General features: G+C 74.2%; 12 protein-coding genes and 1 pseudogene. 1 reads left to right on the top strand and 12 read right to left on the bottom strand.

Annotation, left to right across the window (positions count from 1 at the left end):
* Positions 1–378: 378 nt before the first annotated feature.
* Positions 379–1683, top strand: a complete 1305-nt coding sequence (aceA, locus tag RM844_RS24525; protein WP_311669536.1) for an isocitrate lyase — start codon at positions 379–381, stop codon at positions 1681–1683.
* 58 nt (positions 1684–1741) lie between these two features.
* Here the strand turns inward: aceA and RM844_RS24520 are convergent, their stop codons facing one another.
* The 12 genes and pseudogenes from RM844_RS24520 to RM844_RS24465 form a co-directional block, all read right to left on the bottom strand.
* Entirely contained in the window at positions 1742–2827 is a 1086-nt protein-coding gene (locus RM844_RS24520; RefSeq protein WP_311669535.1) for an iron-containing redox enzyme family protein, read from the bottom strand.
* Positions 2824–3042 (bottom strand): CDGSH iron-sulfur domain-containing protein, encoded by a 219-nt coding sequence (locus RM844_RS24515; protein WP_311669534.1) that lies wholly within the window; start codon positions 3040–3042, stop codon positions 2824–2826. Before RM844_RS24515 ends, RM844_RS24520 begins: the two co-directional genes overlap by 4 nt.
* On the bottom strand, positions 3039–3674 hold the full coding sequence (locus tag RM844_RS24510; protein WP_311669660.1) for a HemK2/MTQ2 family protein methyltransferase: 636 nt from the start codon (positions 3672–3674) through the stop codon (positions 3039–3041). The genes RM844_RS24515 and RM844_RS24510 overlap by 4 nt, the downstream gene beginning before the upstream one ends.
* A 206-nt stretch (positions 3675–3880) precedes the next feature.
* Positions 3881–4258, bottom strand: coding sequence for a DUF2255 family protein (locus RM844_RS24505; protein WP_311669533.1), 378 nt, complete (start codon positions 4256–4258; stop codon positions 3881–3883).
* Positions 4259–4273: 15 nt separating this feature from the next.
* On the bottom strand, positions 4274–5050 hold the full coding sequence (locus RM844_RS24500; RefSeq protein WP_311669532.1) for a TVP38/TMEM64 family protein: 777 nt from the start codon (positions 5048–5050) through the stop codon (positions 4274–4276).
* Positions 5051–5179: 129 nt separating this feature from the next.
* Positions 5180–7321 carry an MATE family efflux transporter gene (locus RM844_RS24495; RefSeq protein WP_311669531.1) on the bottom strand — a complete coding sequence of 714 codons (2142 nt, stop codon included), beginning with the start codon at positions 7319–7321 and terminating at the stop codon, positions 5180–5182.
* Between the two features lies 1 nt (position 7322).
* A complete protein-coding gene (locus RM844_RS24490; RefSeq protein ID WP_311669530.1) occupies positions 7323–10916 on the bottom strand; it encodes a type I polyketide synthase in 3594 nt (1197 codons plus the stop codon).
* A complete protein-coding gene (locus RM844_RS24485) occupies positions 10913–11767 on the bottom strand; it encodes an ACP S-malonyltransferase (RefSeq protein WP_311669529.1) in 855 nt (284 codons plus the stop codon). The genes RM844_RS24490 and RM844_RS24485 overlap by 4 nt, the downstream gene beginning before the upstream one ends.
* Positions 11768–12138: 371 nt before the next feature.
* Entirely contained in the window at positions 12139–13179 is a 1041-nt protein-coding gene (locus tag RM844_RS24480) for a hypothetical protein (RefSeq protein WP_311669528.1), read from the bottom strand.
* Between the two features lie 21 nt (positions 13180–13200).
* On the bottom strand, positions 13201–14229 hold the full coding sequence (locus RM844_RS24475) for a hypothetical protein (protein WP_311669527.1): 1029 nt from the start codon (positions 14227–14229) through the stop codon (positions 13201–13203).
* 717 nt (positions 14230–14946) lie between these two features.
* The gene (locus tag RM844_RS24470; protein WP_311669526.1) at positions 14947–15282 is read right to left on the bottom strand and encodes a hypothetical protein; all 336 of its coding nucleotides are present in this window, start codon (positions 15280–15282) and stop codon (positions 14947–14949) included.
* 16 nt (positions 15283–15298) lie between these two features.
* Positions 15299–16368, bottom strand: a pseudogene (locus tag RM844_RS24465) (hypothetical protein); the annotation flags it as partial.

The raw sequence follows: 16368 nt of genomic DNA, 5'->3' as shown, positions 1-16368 counted from the left end.
GGAAGTCTCCTTCGACATCTCCCGGATCGACCCGAGCCGACCCGAAACGCACCGGAATTGGCAAGTTCAGCAAAAAGCTGCCGTAAGTCTTCTTGAAGTTAGCACCGATCCAGCCTTGTTGGCACCCAGTGCCAGCGTCACAGTGTGAGCACGGCCCGCCGGACCCCGGCGTCACCGCCCCGAAAGCCCCTCCGGAACGTGCCCACCCACGCCACGATCTTGGGGGCGCGGCAGGGGCGGTGCGACCGCCGGCACCATTGCACACCGTTCCACCAGCGGCGGGGACCGGCGGGCCGCCACCCTCCACGGCACTCAGTGCCGTGCCTCGCACAGAGGTCACTCCGATCACTTCAGGGCAGATCCACAACGGAGGCGATCATGACGAACCACCCCAACCCCCCGTCCCCAGCGGCCCCCAGAACCGCCGAGTCCCTCGCCCGGCGGTGGGCCGACGACCCCAGGTGGCGGGGCGTCCAGCGCACCTACGGGCCGCAGGACGTGATCCAGCTCGCCGGCAGCGTCCAGGAGGAACACACCCTCGCCCGGCGCGGCGCCGAGCGGCTGTGGCGGCAGCTGCACGAGCTGGCCTACGTGCCGGCGCTGGGCGCGCTCACCGGCGGCCAGGCCGTGCAGCAGGTGCGGGCCGGGCTCCAGGCGATCTACCTCTCCGGCTGGCAGGTCGCGGCGGACGCCAACCAGGCCGGCCAGACCTACCCGGACCAGAGCCTGTACCCGGTCAACTCGGTGCCACAGGTGGTCCGTCGGATCAACAACGCGCTGCTGCGCGCCGACCAGATCGCCACCGCCGAGGGCGAGGCGCACCCGGTCGACTGGCTGGCCCCCGTCGTCGCCGACGCGGAGGCCGGCTTCGGCGGCCCGCTGAACGCCTTCGAGCTGACCAAAGCGCTGATCGCGGCCGGCGCCGCCGGCATCCACTTCGAGGACCAGCTGGCCGCCGAGAAGAAGTGCGGCCACCTCGGCGGCAAGGTGCTGGTGCCCACCGCCCAGCACATCCGCACCCTCAACGCGGCCCGGCTGGCCGCCGACATCGCCGACGTGCCGACCCTGCTGATCGCCCGCACCGACGCGCTCGCCGCCACCCTGCTCACCAGCGACGTCGACGAACTGGACGCGCCGTTCGTGACCGGCGAGCGCACCGCCGAGGGCTTCTACCGGGTGCGCGCCGGCCTGGCCTCGGCGATCGCCCGCGGCCTGGCCTACGCGCCCTACGCCGACCTGCTGTGGATGGAGACCGGCACCCCCGACCTCGACCAGGCCAGGGAGTTCGCCGAGGCGATCCACGCCCGGTACCCGGACCAGCTGCTGGCCTACAACTGCTCCCCCTCCTTCAACTGGAAGGCGGCCCTGGACGACGACCAGATCGCCAGGTTCCAGAAGGAGTTGGGCGCGATGGGCTACCGCTTCCAGTTCATCACGCTGGCCGGCTTCCACTCCCTCAACCACGGCATGTTCGAGCTGGCCCACGGCTACGCCGAGACCGGCATGCCCGCCTATGTGGACCTGCAGGAACGGGAGTTCGCCGCGCAGCGGGCCGGCTTCACCGCCGTGCGCCACCAACGCGAGGTCGGCACCGGCTACTTCGACCTGGTCGCCACCGCCGTCAACCCGGCCTCCGCCACCACGGCGCTGGCCGGCTCGACCGAGGCCGAGCAGTTCCACTGACCGCCGCCCCCGACCGCCGCCGCTGACGGCCCGGGCCCGGCCACCGCGGCCCGGGCCGTCAGCCCACCACCCGGTGGGCCTCGACCACCGGGCGGGCCCCCTCGGTGGCGCTGCCCATGGCCACCGGGCGGGCCCCCTCGGTGCCACCGGCCCCGACCACCGGGCGGCGCAGCGCGCTCCGGCCGGCCCGCCAGGCCGGCAGCAGGGCCCGCGCCAGGGCCTCCTCGACCAGCCCGGTGGCCTCGATCCCGAAGACCACGTCGGCCGCCAACTCCGGCTCCGCCGCCAGCAGTCCGGCCACCACCTCCCGCCTGACCAGCTGCTCGTGGACGGCGTCCGCCTCCACGTGCTCCAGGTAGAACCGCTCGGCCGCCGGCCCGGCACCGGTCCGCCGCAGCGCCTCGGCCAGCCGCCGCGAACCCGGCGACGAGGTGATCTCCACCGCGGCGAAGTGCCCGACCAGCGCACCGCGCAGCGCCCGGCGCAGCCCGAACAGCGACATCAGGTTGACCACGGCCAGCGCCTCCGCCGGCGCCCCGTCCAGCTGCCGGCCGTACCCGGCGTCCAGCGCCAGGTCCGCCATCAGCTCGGCGAACAGGTGGGCGTGCGCCCGCTCGGCCCGGCCGGCGCCGAACTCGTCGAACTCGATGGCCACCATCGCCGCCTTCGCCCGCCCGGACAGCCGGGGCAGCACCCAGGCGTGCGGGTCCGCCTCCTTCAGGTGGTAGAGCGAACGCACCGCCGCGTACTCGCGCAGCTGCCACAACTCGCCGTGCCGGCACAGGAAGTGGCTCAGGCTCGCCGGATCGTCGCCGGCCGGCTCGGTCAGCAGCGCGGCCAGCGCCAGGTCCACCCGGTCGCCGCCGCCGGTCCTGGCCCGGAGGGTGGCCAGGAACCGCTCCTCGGCCGCGACCCGCAGCCCCAGCCCCGCCGGGTCCCACTCCCGGTCGTCCGGCACCCCGGCGAAGCCCCGGTAGTGCAGCTCGTAGAGCACGTAGAGGGCGAGCTGGAGGTCCTCGCCCAGCGGCTCGGCGCGCGCCACCGCCTCGTCCCCGGGCAGCTCGCCGGCCGCGTCCCGCAGCCAGCCAAGCACCCCGGCGGACAGCTCCCCGCGCGCCCGCGGCAGCTCAGGACCCCGCCTCATCCGTCCTCCCCGGAACCGCGGGCCCGCGCCCGGCGCCGGTGGCTGGTGTCGCACCACGGATAGCCGCGGCTGCGCCGACAGGTGCACAGGGCCACCAGGAAACGCTCGTTGCGCACCACCCGCCCGTCCGCCAGCTCCACCTCGACCGGGCCCTCGACCAGCAGCGGGCCGTCCCGTTCCGCGATCACCCGGCGGGCCCCATCGGCGCCGGTCACCGCTTCTCCCCCCGGATGACGACCAGTTCCTCCGTCCGTTGCCCCGGCGCCACCAGCCCCCGCCGGCGCAGCCACGGCAGCCGGGCGCGGAGCACCGGGCCGAACGGGATGTGCGCCCGGTCCACCACGCTCGCCCGCAGCCCGGCCCGCTCCAGCCGCAGCAGCGTCTCGTCGGCCGCGCAGAGCCCGGAGTGCACCATCAGCAGCACCCCGTGCGGCCGCAGCCGGGCCGGCGCCTCGGCGCAGACCCGGTCCACCAGCAGCCGGCCGTCCAGGCCGGCGTCCCAGGCCCGGGCCGCGCCCCTGGCCGGCGCGGCCTCGCCGGGCGCCGGCACGTAGGGCGGATTGCAGAAGACCAGGTCGAAGGTACGGTCCGGGACGGCGGCCAGCAGGTCGCCCCGGCGGACGGTGATCCGCCGGCCGGCCAGCAGCGCGTTGATCCGGGTGCTGAGCACGGCGCGCCGCCCGACGTCCACGGCGGTGACCGAGGCGCCCAGCCGCGCCGCGAAGACGGCCAGCGCCCCGCTGCCCGCGCACACCTCCAGCACCTCCATCCCGGGGCACAGCCCCTCCCGGCGCAGCGCGGCGGCCAGCATCAGGGTGTCCGACTGCGGGGCGTACACGCCGGGCATCACCACGACCCGGCCGAGCCCCGGCGTCACACCGGGCGGTATCAGGGAAGCACCCAAGGGACCACACCTCCACCCACCCCCTGACCGGCCAGAACGCGCGGCCGGGTACCCGGCCGCGCGGGACGGAACCGGGCCGGTGCCGGCTTTCACTCCGATGGCCGGCGGCCGGGCCGCCCGGGGTGCGGGCCCGCGGGCGGCCCGGCCGCTCAGCGCGGCAGCAGCGCGAGCGTCGTCTCCCGGGGCTCGCCGGCCACCATCGGGTCAACGTACGTGCCGCCGTACCGCTGGTACTTCGACCGGTAGGCCGCGTCCACCGCCTCGTTGACCGCCGGGTCGGCCTCCTCGACGAAGGTCACCGCGCGGTCCAGGCCGCCCGCCTGGACGTTCCCCACGCCGCGTGCCCTGGCCGCCCGGTACCAGCGGCCCGACCGCCCCTTCGCGGACCGCACGTACAGCCCGTCGCCCTCCCGCACGACCCAGATCGTCACCGGCTCCCGGGGCGTCCCGTCGCCGTCCAGCGGCGCGATCCGCAGCTCGTCCGCGCCGCCGATGGTGTCCAGTTCCTCGCTGCTCCAGCCCGCCATCCGGGTCTCCTCGCCTCAGCTCCGCGCCGTGGGACCCAGCGCCGCCTGGCGCCGGTCGGCCCCCTCGGCCTCCGCCCCGGGGCATCGGCCGGTCCCGGCCGTCGGGAGACCGCCGGTCGGTGCGGGGTCCGCCGAATGGCCGGCCCGCCGCCGGCGCAGCGCGGCCCAGGCCAGCGGCAGGCCGACGCCGACGGCCGGCAGCCACAGCCAGGACGCCGAGGGGGCCGCCACCGAGGCGCCGGCCAGCACCCAGACCGCGTTCCCCGGCGCCGTGCCCAGCGCGGTGGCGGCGGCGAACGGCGCCCACCGCATCCGGGAGACGGCCGCCCCCAGGTTGACCACGGCGAACGGCAGCACCGGCAGCAGCCTGGCCAGCAGCACGGAGCCGAAGGCCCGCTCGGTCAGCCGCCGCTCCAGGCCGGCCAGCCGCCGCGACCGCAGCACCGGCAGCAGCGCCTCCCGGCCCAGCGCCCGCCCGGCCCAGAAGCCGAGCAGCGCGCCCAGCACCGTGCCCAGCGTGGCCAGCGCCAACCCGTACCCGGCGCCGAAGAGCACCCCGGCGGCGACGCTCAGCGCCGGCTTCGGCACGAACGCCACGGTGCCCAGCGCGTACAGCGCCAGGAACGCCGGGCCGGCCCACGGCGAGGTCGCCTCCGCGGCGAGCGACTCCCGCACCAGCTCGACGGGCCCCACGGCGAGCGCCAGCAGCGCGGCGCCGCCCAACAGGACCCCCAACAGCGCCAACCGCCCCCAGGGCGCCACCACCGCCCGTGCCAGGGCCCCGACCACCATGCCCCCATCATGCCGGGCGCCGCCCCCGACGGTGCCGGGGGCGGCGGGCTCCGGGGCGGCGGTCCCGCCACGGACAGCGGTCCTGGTCGAACGTGATCACCAGCGGACGGCCGGCAGCGCCTGCCCCGCTCACGGCCGGGTCGCGTGCACCACATAGGTGCGGATCTCCGGCGGTATCAGCGGGGAGATCTCCACGGTCGACTCCAGGCCGTGCCGGTGCAGCAGGGCCCGGATCGCCGCCAGCCGGCCGTCGATGTCCTGGACCTCCAGGACCACCTGGTCGATCTTCGGCCAGTCGCCCGCGTCGATCCCGCGCAGCACCTCCAACTCAGCCCCCTCGACGTCCACTTCGAGCAGATCGACGCGCGGCCGGTCGGCCAGGAAGTCGGACAGCCGCGCCACCGAGGCGCGCACCTCGACCCCGGCGTGCTTCTCCGCGACGACCGCGGCGCCCTCGATCGGCGTCAGCACCGTCTTCTGCAACTCCTTCTCCGCCGGATAGCGCGTGGAGTTGCCGGGAATGACGGGATAGTAGGTGAACGCCACGTCCGGCTCGTGCGCCGCGCCCAGGGCGCACCCGTGGACGGTGACGTCGGTCAGGCCGTGCAGCGAGACGTTCCTCCGCAACACCCGAAGCGTCTCCGGAATCGGCTCGAAGGCCAGGATCTCGGCATCGGGAAAGCGCTGCTTCACGAAGAGCGAGAAAAGCCCGATGTTGGCGCCCACGTCCACGACGAACGACCCGGCGGAAAGCCGCACCTTGTCGTAACAGCCCAGCTCGAATATCTCCCGGTACTGGAACCGGGCCTCGTCCGGGCTCTGCGCGAAGCACTGGAGTCCGTTGTCGAAAGTGATCAGTTCGGGGTTCGGCATCGGCGCGGCACACCATTCGTCGTCGGGTGATCTCTCGGGTCGGACCGGTTCCGTTCGGGCCGGCTCGGGCGGGGCCGGTCCGGCGCGGCGGCCGGGTCGCCGGGCGGCCAGCAGCGTGTAGCCGAGACCGACGGCCCAGCCGATCACCGTCGCCCACAGCACGCCGTCCACCCCCCACGCGCGGCCGAGCCCGTAGGACAGCGGCAGCCGGACCACGCCCAGCGACAGCAGCGTGCAGACCAGTGGCACGACCGCCCTGCCCTGCCCGTTGAACCAGCCGTGCAGCACCACCATCAGCGTGTAGCACCCGAAGAACGGCGCCGTGACCAGCAGATACCGCTCGATGATCAACCGGGTCTCCGCGCTGCCGGAGAACAGCGCCGCGATCGGCCCGCGTTGGGCGAGCAGCAGCCCGGACACCACGACGCTCAGCGTCACGCCCAGCCACACGGTGCGGCGCAGCCCCTCCCGGACCCGGGCCGGCCGGCCGGCGCCGGTGTTCTGCGCGGTGAACACCATCAGCGCCCCGGACAGCGTCAGGAACAGCACGCTGGTCAGCAACTCCAGCCGGGCGATGACCGTCAGCGCCGCGAGCGCCGGCTCCCCGAACGGCGTGACGATCCACACCAGCGCCAGCACGCCGAGCCCGATCAGCAGGTACTGGGCCGCCATCGGACCACCGATCCGCAGCCCGCCCCGCAGCTCGGCGCGCACCGCCTCGGCCGTGACCGGGGCCGTGCCGGCCGGCCGTCGCCGGTACTCGCGCACCAGCCCGGCCAGGCCGACCGCCGCGGCCAACGCGTTGGCCAGCAGCACCGCCAGCGCCGCGCCCACGACCCCGAACCGCCAGACGCCCACGAACAGCCAGGCGAACGCCCCGTTCAGCAGGCTCGCGACGATCATCAGCCGGGTGGCCGCGCGGGCGTCGCCCCGGCCGGTCAGCACCGTGCACACCGCGCCCAGGGCGTACACCGCGACCAGACCGGAGCAGAGCGTCAACAGGAAGGCACGGGCCGCCGCGGCCACCTCGCCGGTCACCCCGGCCAGGGCCAGCAACGGGTCCGTCGCCAACAGCGCGACCCCCGCGGTCAGCACCGACCACACTCCCGTGCACAGCGCCAGCGCCAGCAGCGCGCTCGGGTCGTCCCGCCGCCCGGCGCCGGCCAACTGCCCCAGCCGCACCGCGAACGCGCCGGAGACCCCGGTGAACAGGGAGCTGACGATGGTGTACAGCGGCTGGGCCGCGCCCATCGCGGCCAGCCCGGTCACCCCGACATAGTGGCCGACGACCGCGCTGTCGACGACCAGATAGCCCTGCTGGAGCAGGTTGGCCAGCGCCAGCGGGGCGGCGATCCCGACGATGCCGGCCAGCGCCGGCCCCCGCGTGAGGTCCGGCACGTCAGTCCCCGGACGGGTTCAGCAACTCGTCGAGCCACGCGTCGTCCTCGTCCGGCGCCGCCGCGTCGTACTTGGCCTCGATCAGCCGGCCGACGGCCACCACGGTGCGCTCGCTCAGCAGGTCGACGGTGTCGAACGGGCGGCCCAGGCAGGCGGCGATGTTGTTGCCGATGGTCAGCGCCATGATCGAGTCGCCGCCCAGGTCCCGGAAGTCGGCGTGCACGTCGATCGTCGGATAGCCGAGGGCGTGCGCCAGGCAGCGGCCCACCAGCCACTCCCGCTCCGAGTAGTCGCCGTCAGGACGCCCGGTCAACCGCACCTCGGTGGCCTCCACCGCGGCCCGGACCCGGGCCACCGCCTGCTCGCCGCGCGCCTCGATCGCCGCCCGCGCCGCGTCGATCTTCTCCGTGATGGCCGGGGAGAGCGCCAGCGGGTACGTCGGCAGCACGCTCGTCAACTCGCTGTCGTAGTTGACCTCCCCGGCCAGGAAACCGGGCAGCTCCCCGCGCAGCGCCGCGTCGACCAGGTCGAGGCCGGCGCCGGTGCGCAGCGAACGGAACATCAGGTCCTCGTTGGCGCCCGAGACCACCGCCATGCCGATCTCCCGCCAGGCCACCCACTCGACGCTCACCACCCGGTGCTCCGGCGTGTTCAGGGCGCGGGCCAGGTGGTCGAGGTAGAAGTTGGCGGCCGCGTAGTCGGCCTGGCCGAGCGCCGGGAAGACCGCGGCCACCGACGACATGTGCAGCACGAAGTCCGGCCGCTCGGCCTCGGTCAGCCGGTGCAGCAGGTACCCGCCGCGCAGCTTGGGCCGCAGCACGGCGGCGAAGTCCGCGGCGTCCCGGTAGGCGATGAGGTTGTCGCCCGGCACGCCGGCGCCGTGCACGACGCCGGCCAGCCGGCCGTGCGCGGCCCTGATGGTGGCCACCACCTCGGCCAGCGCCGGCTCGTCGGACACGTCGGCGGCCACCGGGTGGACCGTGGCGCCGAGCGCCTCGATCTCCCGGACCGCGGCCACCCGCGCGGCGGCCGGATGGTCCGGATCGTCGGCCACCGTGGCCCACTCGGCCCGCGGCGGCAGCCCGCCGCGGCCGAGCAGGTACAGGTGCGGGTCGGCCGCGTTGGTCGCGAAGTGCCGGGCCGTCGCCAGGCCGAGCGCGCCGAGGCCGCCGGTGATCAGATAGGCGCCACCGGGCCGCAGATACGTGTCGCGGACCGCCGGCACCGCCGGCAACTCGACGAACGACTCGCGGTAGGTGTCCTTGCCGCGCAGCGCGTACACGCCGGACCGCGGGGCGAGCAGCTCGGCGCCCAGCAGCGCGGCCGGCACCGCGTCGTCGAGGTCGAGCAGCCGGGCCGTCACATACGGGTACTCCCGGCCGATCGCCTTGACCAGCCCGGCGAGCGCCGCGTGCTCCACCACCACCCCCGCCTCGCCCGGCTCCACGGCCAGCGCCCGCCGGGTCACCACCACCAGGTCGAGCCTGGCTCCCGCGTGCATCAGCGCCTTCGCCAGGCGGAAGAGGCCGACCAGGTCCGTCTCGACCCGGCGGTCCAGCTCCGCGACGTCGGCCGCCGGCCGGTCCACGAAGGCCGGCGCGTAGACGAGGTGGGTGTACTCCTCCTCCACCACCTCGTCGGCGAACCCCTCCGGATCGGCGGCCGCCGCGTCCACCGCCCGCAGCACCGCGCCCGCCGGCAGGGCGGCGGCCACCGGCTCCTCGGCGGCCGGCCCGACCAGGGCCAGCACCCGGGCCGCCGGCCCGTCGAGCGCCGCCGGCTCGACCGGCTCGGCCGGCACGAACTCCACCCGGTGTGTCAGCGGATGCCGGACCGGCGGGGTGGCCAGCGTGAACCGCTCCCGCCAGGTGTCGGGGAAGTCGATCCAGGCACGGGTCTCGTCGAACTCGTAGGGCGGCAGGTGCACCGTCCGCGGCCGCTGCCCCGCGTACGGGGCGAGCAGGTCGACCGCCGCGCCGCCGACCCAGGCGCGGGCGGCCTCGGCGCCGGCGGCGGCCGGCTCCTCGCCGGCCTCGGTCGCCGCCAACGCCGCCCGCAGCTCGGCCAGGTCGGCCACCGCGTAGGCGAGCCGGTGCGGATGCCCGGCCCGCGACACGTTCGACGTCCAGCACACGTCCCGCACGCTCCCGGCGACCCGGCCGGCGTCGATCGCCTCCCGGTGGCGGGTGACCAGCCGGCCCAGGCCGGCCGGGCTGCCCGCGCTCAGCGTGAACAGGTACCGCCGGCCCGCGGGCGGCACCGGCCCGGCCGGCCCGGCCGGCGGCACGAACTCCTCCAACACCACGTGCGCGTTGGTGCCGCCGAGCCCGAAGGCGCTGACCCCGGCGCGCCGCGGGCCGTCCCCGGCCGGCCACTCGGCCGCCTCCAGCGGCACGTACACCGGGCCGTCGCCGAGGTCGATCGCGCTGTTCGGCCGGGCGTAGTTGGCCAGCGGCGGGATCACCCGGTGCCGCAGCGCCAGCGCCGCCTTGATCACCCCCAGCACGCCCGAACCCTCGAAGAGGTGGCCGATGTTGGCCTTCACCGAACCCACCGCGCAGAACCGCCGCTCGTCGGTGCGCGCGGCGAACGCCCGCCGCAGCCCCTCGAACTCGACCGGGTCGCCGACCCGGGTCGCGGTGCCGTGCACCTCCAGGTAGCCGATGTCCCGGGGCGCCACCCCGGCCGACCGCCAGGCCGACTCCAGCAGCTCGGCCTGGGCGCCGGCGTCCGGCGCGGTCATCATCTCGGACCGGCCGTCGTGGTTGACCGCGCTGCCCCTGAGCACCGCGTAGACCTGGTCGCCGTCCGCCAGCGCCCGGTCCAGCCGCTTCAGCACCACCGCCCCCGACCCCTCGCCGAAGCCGGTGCCGTCCGCGCTCTCGTCGAAGGTGCGGGTCACGCCGTCGGACGACTCGATGCCGATCCGGGTGTGCGGGTGCCGCACCGGCGCCAGCACCACCCGGGTGCCGGCCACCACCGCCATCTCGCAGTCCCCCAACAGCAGCGCCGACCTGGCCTGGTGCAGCGCCACCAGCGACGCCGAACAGGCGCTGTCCACCACCATGCTGGGGCCGCGCAGGTCGTACAGGTACGACAGCCGGTTGGCCAGCATGGTGGTGATGTTCCCGGTGATCCCCAGCTGCCCCAGCGCCGGGTCGACGCGGCAGAAGTAGTCCAGGTACGTCATGCCCGGGTTGCCCGCGTAGCCGACGTAGACCCCGGTGCGGCTGCCGGCCAGCCGCTCCCCCACGTAGCCGGCGTCCTCCAACGCCCGGTACGTGGTGCGCAGGATCAGCCGCTGGTGCGGGTCGGTGACCGCGGCCTGCTTCGGGGTCATGCCGAAGAAGGCGTGGTCGAACAGGTCCACCCGGTCCAGGAAGCTGCCGTCGTGGAACGCCACCTCGCCCACCGCGTCCGGCACCAGCGCCGACTCGAAGTGGTAGCGCAGGTACTCCTCGACCTCCCGGCGCCGGCCCGCCGGGAACGGCCTGGTCAGGCTGCGGCCGGCGCGCACGATCTCCCAGAACGCGTGCTGGTCGGGCGCGTCCGGCACCTCGACCGACAGTCCGACGACGGCGATGTCCGTGCTCATACGCGTTCCTCCGTAGGCTGATCCGCGATCCGTGCGATGAAGGCGGTGAGGGTGGTGCCGTTGACCTCGTCGAAGTGGTCGACGCCCGCGGCGCGCAACGCCCGGACGGTGCGCACCCACTCGACGGGACGGTGGATCTGGCCGCTGAGCAGCCGCTCCGCCCGCTCCGGGTCGAACGCGGCGCCGGAGACGCTGGACATCACCGGCGTGTGCCCGGCGCGGAACGTCGCCGCGCGCAACACCGGCGCGAACGCCCGGCCGGCGGCCACCATGAGCGGCGTGTGGAACGGGCCGCTGACCGGCACCGGGAGCACCCGGACGCCGGGCCCGCGCAGCGCCCGCACCGCCAGCCCCAACTGCCGCCGGTCGCCGGCCACCGTCACCTGCCGGTCGCTGTTGCGGTTGGCGACGTGCACCAGGTTGAGCCCGGCGGCGCGCAGCGTCGCCTCCACCCGGTCCGAGGACAGGCCGACCACCGCGACCATCGCGCCGCCGGTGACCTCGGCCATCAACGCCGCGCGGCGCCGCACCAGCTCCAGGCCGGCCGGCAGGTCGAGCACGCCGGCGGCGACCAGCGCGTTGAACTCGCCCAGGCTGTGCCCGGCGAAGTAGTCGTACCGGCGGCCGGCCCGCTCAAGGTCCAGCCAGGCCAGCGCGTTGACCAGGAAGACCGCCGGCTGCGCGGCGCGGGTGTCGGCCAGCGCGCCCTCCGGGTCGTCCCGGCACAACTCCGCCACCTGGTAGCCGAGCAGCTCGCTCGCCTCCGCGGTCTGCCGCGGATACCGCTCGAACAGCTCCGCGCCCATGCCTTTGCGCTGAACGCCCTGACCGGGGAAGACCAGACAGTGCATGTGGGGAACGCTCCTTGTCGGACGGGGCCTTGTTCGGTCGGTCGGTGACCCGCGTCCCGGCCAGCCGGTTCGGATCGCGGGCGGCCCGGACCGGCCCGGCCGTCTGGCCTGGGCCCGCTGGTCTGGGCCCGCTGGTCTGGGCCGGTACGTCTGGGCCTGCCTGGTCCGGCCTTGCCGGCCCGACCAGTTGGTCTGGCCTTGCCGGACCGGGGCGCGTCGCCGGCGCCCGCCGGCCCGCACCCGCCGACCGACTCGGCGTGCCGGCCGGACCGTTCTGGTCCCGGGGTCACCGGGCCCTCGGGTCGCTCGGGGCCCCGGTTCGGTCGGGGCCGCCGGATCGATCGGGGGCGCCGGGGCCCTCCGGCCACCGGTCATCCGGTGGGCGCCGGAACGCTGCGGTAGCGCAACCCCTCGTGACTGCCGCGCAGGCTCTCCCGAGTGAAGACCCGCGCCGACGAACCCGGCCCGAAGTCGACCACCTGGTCCGGCCGGCAGCCATCGACGGCCGCCCGCACCGTGCCCGGCCAGTCCAGCGGGCGGCACACCGACTGGGCCAGCACGTCGGGCAGCAGGTCGCCGCGGTGCTGGAGGTTGACCGGCGCGTCGGCGACGTACACCGGCACGGCCAGCTCCTCGCCGGTGAGCGGCACCGTCATGAAGTGCCGCTCCGCCAACGCCGCGCGCACCGCCGGCGCCAGCAGCGGCGTGTGGAACGGGGCGGTGCTGCGCAGGTACGCCCAGCGCACCCCGGGCTCGGCCAGCCGTCGCGCGTGCCGCGCCCGGAACGCGGCCAGCTCGGCCGGCTCCCCGGCCAGCACGTGCGAGCGGCCCGAGTTGGCGAGGGCCAGGTGCACCGGCGAGTCCGCCACCAGCTCGCGCAGCTCCCCGACCGGCACGCCGCCCACCGCCGCCATCGGCGTGGCCTCGGCCGCCCGTGGCGGCGCCAGCTGGTGGCAGCGGACCAGGGTCAGCGTGGTCATCGCGATCAGGTCGTGGCAGAGGACCGTGTAGCGCCGCCGGCTGGCCAGCCGGTATCCGGCGACCATCGCGCCGATCAGGCCGATGCTGTGGCCGATGGCCGCCACCGGCGTCGGCCGGTCGGCGGCCGGGCCACCGACCGCGGGTTGCAGCAGGCACAGCTGGTAGATGGTGGCGCACAGGCCGTCCACCAGCGAGTGCTCCAGAGCCCCCTCGTCCGGCGTGGCACCGCGCAGCCAGTCGGTCAGCGGGATGCCGCCGGGCAGCTCCCGCCGGTAGGCGTCCGCCCCGACATGGTCGAGAACGCTCGCCACCGCCTCGGCCGCGGCGGTGAAGTACCGCGCGTTCTCCGGCCGTTCGTACAGCGCCCGCAGCGCGGCGAGTGGCGGGCCCTGCACGCCCGCCAGGCCGCTGAACAGGAATAACTGTCGCACGCTTGCCTCCTGGTGCGGGTGCTACCGGCCGCTGACCACGGCCGGCAGGATCTGGGGGAGGGCGGCGCCCTCGTCGATGAGGAGCCGCGCCGCCCGCTGTTCGAGCAGCCGCAGGTGCGCCAGGCCGCGGCGGATCTGGTCCGCCGACAGGGCGGACAGCCCGGCCAGGAACGCCTGCACCCGGTCGGTCAGCCCGACCGCCAGCCGCGCGATCCGGGCGTACGCGGCGCGCACCGGCTCCCCGTGCGCCGTGTGGGACAGGAAACGGCAGAACAGGCTCCGCGAACCGGCCAGCAGCGCCAGGCTGTTCACCCCGGGCGCCCGGTACGCGGCGGCACCGTGCGCGGCGCGCTCCACGACGAGGCCGTCCCCGACGACGTCATAGAGCTCGAAGCCGTCGCGGAAGCCGGCCAGGAACGCGCGGTACCCGGCCTCGAACCCGTCCCGGTCGGGCTCCCCGACCTGCCGCACGGTGGCACAGCCGGTGAACCAGCGCTCCGGCTCCCTGGCGTGCCCGTCCCGCAGCACGTCCCACCCCACGGCCAGCGGGAAGTACTCGTGGTCGTCGGCCGTGTTGTCGACCAGCAGCACGTCCTCGCCGCTCACACCGCAGACCAGGAACGAGTGCAGCAGCCGGTACTCCTCGGGGATCGTGCCGGTGCGCCGCATGAACTCCACCCAGTGCGGAAAGTGGTACCGCGGCGCGTAGAAGAACGCCGGCTGCCCGGCGGCCAACAGCTCGGGCAACCCGGCCACGAAACGGGGCAGGTCCACCGTCCCGACAGAGCTGACCTCGAACCCGAGCAGGCGCAGGTCCGCGTCGGTCACGTACGGGGTCTCGTAGGACCAACGGTCCCCACCCCGCAGGTAGCAGTGCCGGTGGACGGCGGCGGTGGAACCGAGCGCGCCGTACATCAGCAGGTCGGACCAGGGGGTACGACTGCCGGCGTACGACAGGTACTGGGCCTTCCGGCAGTGCAGGTGGTTGTTCGGGTCCAGGGTGCGAATCCGCTCCACGCCCGGCAGCCTGATCATCCGGTCAACGGACAACAGCGTGAACCTCCGTTCGGCGATCGCGCCCGTCCCGGACGCGGGATCGCGAATGAGAGCTTCGAGGTGAGAGAGAGCTTCGAGGTATTCGAGGTAGGGGAACGCCTCCCGGCGGGCCCACCCGTCGGTGGGCACGGCAGAGCGCGGGGAAGACGTGGTCGCGGGTGCCTGGGCCAGGGCGACGATGTCCTGGTGGTCTGCGAACTCAGCCGGTGGGTCTCGACGTTGAAGACCCGGGCGAGGCGCGCGGCACGGACGAGGAGAAGGAACTCCGGAACTCGTCGGCAGATTGTGCGACGACGTCCCGGACGATCAACCAGGTGTTCGATGGCGAGTTACACGGTGTCATCGCCCGTGCCACCGGTCAAAGGCCACGGACAATATCCGCCACCCTCCGACCCCACCCCCCACCACCCCGTCCGGCCCCCCGAACACCACCCCTGACCAGCGACAACACCGCCAACCCCGCCCTGCCCATCCCCCAAGACCCACCCCATCCCCGCTGGTCAGCGCCACCCCGGTTAACCACGGGTATCGTCTGACCGACGGTGCCACCGAGACGCGATATGCCCCACGTGACGCCCCGAGACCCCCGCTACACACGAGCCCCGCACGTCACCCCGGCAACGGCCCTCGATCGCCAGGCCCCATCGATACGTCAGAGCGGTGGGGTGACGACGTAGCGGCCCGCGCGGGCGACAGCCCGTCCAAACGGCCTCAGCCGTAGAACTTGGTGATCCTCGCGGGGGGTTCCCCCTCTTTGCGCCAGGCCCGCGCGACACTGCCGGACACCAGCGCGAACTCCTCGCGGCTCATCTCACTGGTCTCTTCCTCTCCGGTGTCTCCGACAGCGGAGGCAGGGCAGAGGGAGCCGTCTTCCAGAGAAAGCCGCAGGTCTCCGACCGGATCTCCCTCGACATTGGAAGAGAAGATCTCCCGGCTGTCGACGTCAAGGACGAGGAAGGCGAACCGTTCGCCGCCGTCCATGATGATTCGGTAGAGATGCGCCGCACCCCTGCTTTCGGTCAACTGGGCGAGAAAAGACATCATCATGGGTGAGGGACCCCCTTCAACGGCCTCGCCGGAATCCTTGCCCGTCCCGCGACGGGGCCTCGCCGTCCCAGGCCAGGCCTGCGTCGATGGTCGCCCTGTGGGCTTCGCTGTAACTGGGGTTCCCGGTGTCGCGCATATAGTTCGACTCGTGCAGTTCGTGGCGAAGAAGCGTGATGTCCTCCGGATGCGGAGTTCCCTCTCGGAGGCGATGCCAGGCCTCCGCCATGCGCGGGTTGGATTCGAACCGAGCCATTTCTGCCGGGACTCCGTAGTCCACGTAGCTGTCCAGCAGATGCTCCTCTTCGAAGACGTGGGATTTGATCTGCGCGATCTCATCACGGGTGAAGCCGTATTCTGCCACGTTGGCGGCAATGGCATCCACGTCGTCCGTTGAACGAATCGCATCGTATGCGTCGTCTGCCCATGCGGAGTCGAAGTCGTCCTCGCTGCGCGCGGGACGAATCTCCCCTCCCGTCTGACGGCCCGGTGGGGTGGGGACGTCGGCGCCTCGACGAAGTCCACTCGCGATGTCCCCCAACCCCCCGCGGGCAAGTCCACGCAACCCCGCGGCCAACCCACCGAGGGTCGTGATGCCTTTGAATCCGGGGATGCAGTCCAACGCCGCGAACGCGACATCGAGGAGGCCCGCTTCACCACGCGCGTACTTGATCAACGTGTCGGCGAGGACGACCAGCGCGGCGGCCAGCACCACCCAGGCCAGCGGACCACCGATGATCATCACCACGACGCCGAGCACCGCGACGATCACCTTGCAGATCTCGACCAGCGTGTCCCAGTTGTCCGTCACCCACTTGATGGCGTCCTGCCACCACTTCCGGTTCTGAATACCGGCGTCCGACGCCTCCTCCACACCCCGAGCACACTCCCGGGCCGCCTCCTCCCGCATCTCCAGGGCGTCGAGGGCGAGTTGACGGGCAGCGGCCAGGCGCTCCTCCGCGTCGTCCACCCGCCCCTGGGCGGCGCCGGCCGCCGCCTCCGCCGCCTGATGATCGCGGGTCGCGGCCCGCACATCCGCCTCATCCGGCGGCTCCGCGTCCGCCCGCTCACCCTCCCGTTGCAGCCGCT

It is taken from the genome of Streptomyces chisholmiae, assembly GCF_031845445.1.
In the GTDB taxonomy this organism is placed as follows: Bacteria; Actinomycetota; Actinomycetes; order Streptomycetales; family Streptomycetaceae; genus Streptomyces; species Streptomyces chisholmiae.
This window is presented reverse-complemented; position numbering and strand designations above follow the sequence as displayed.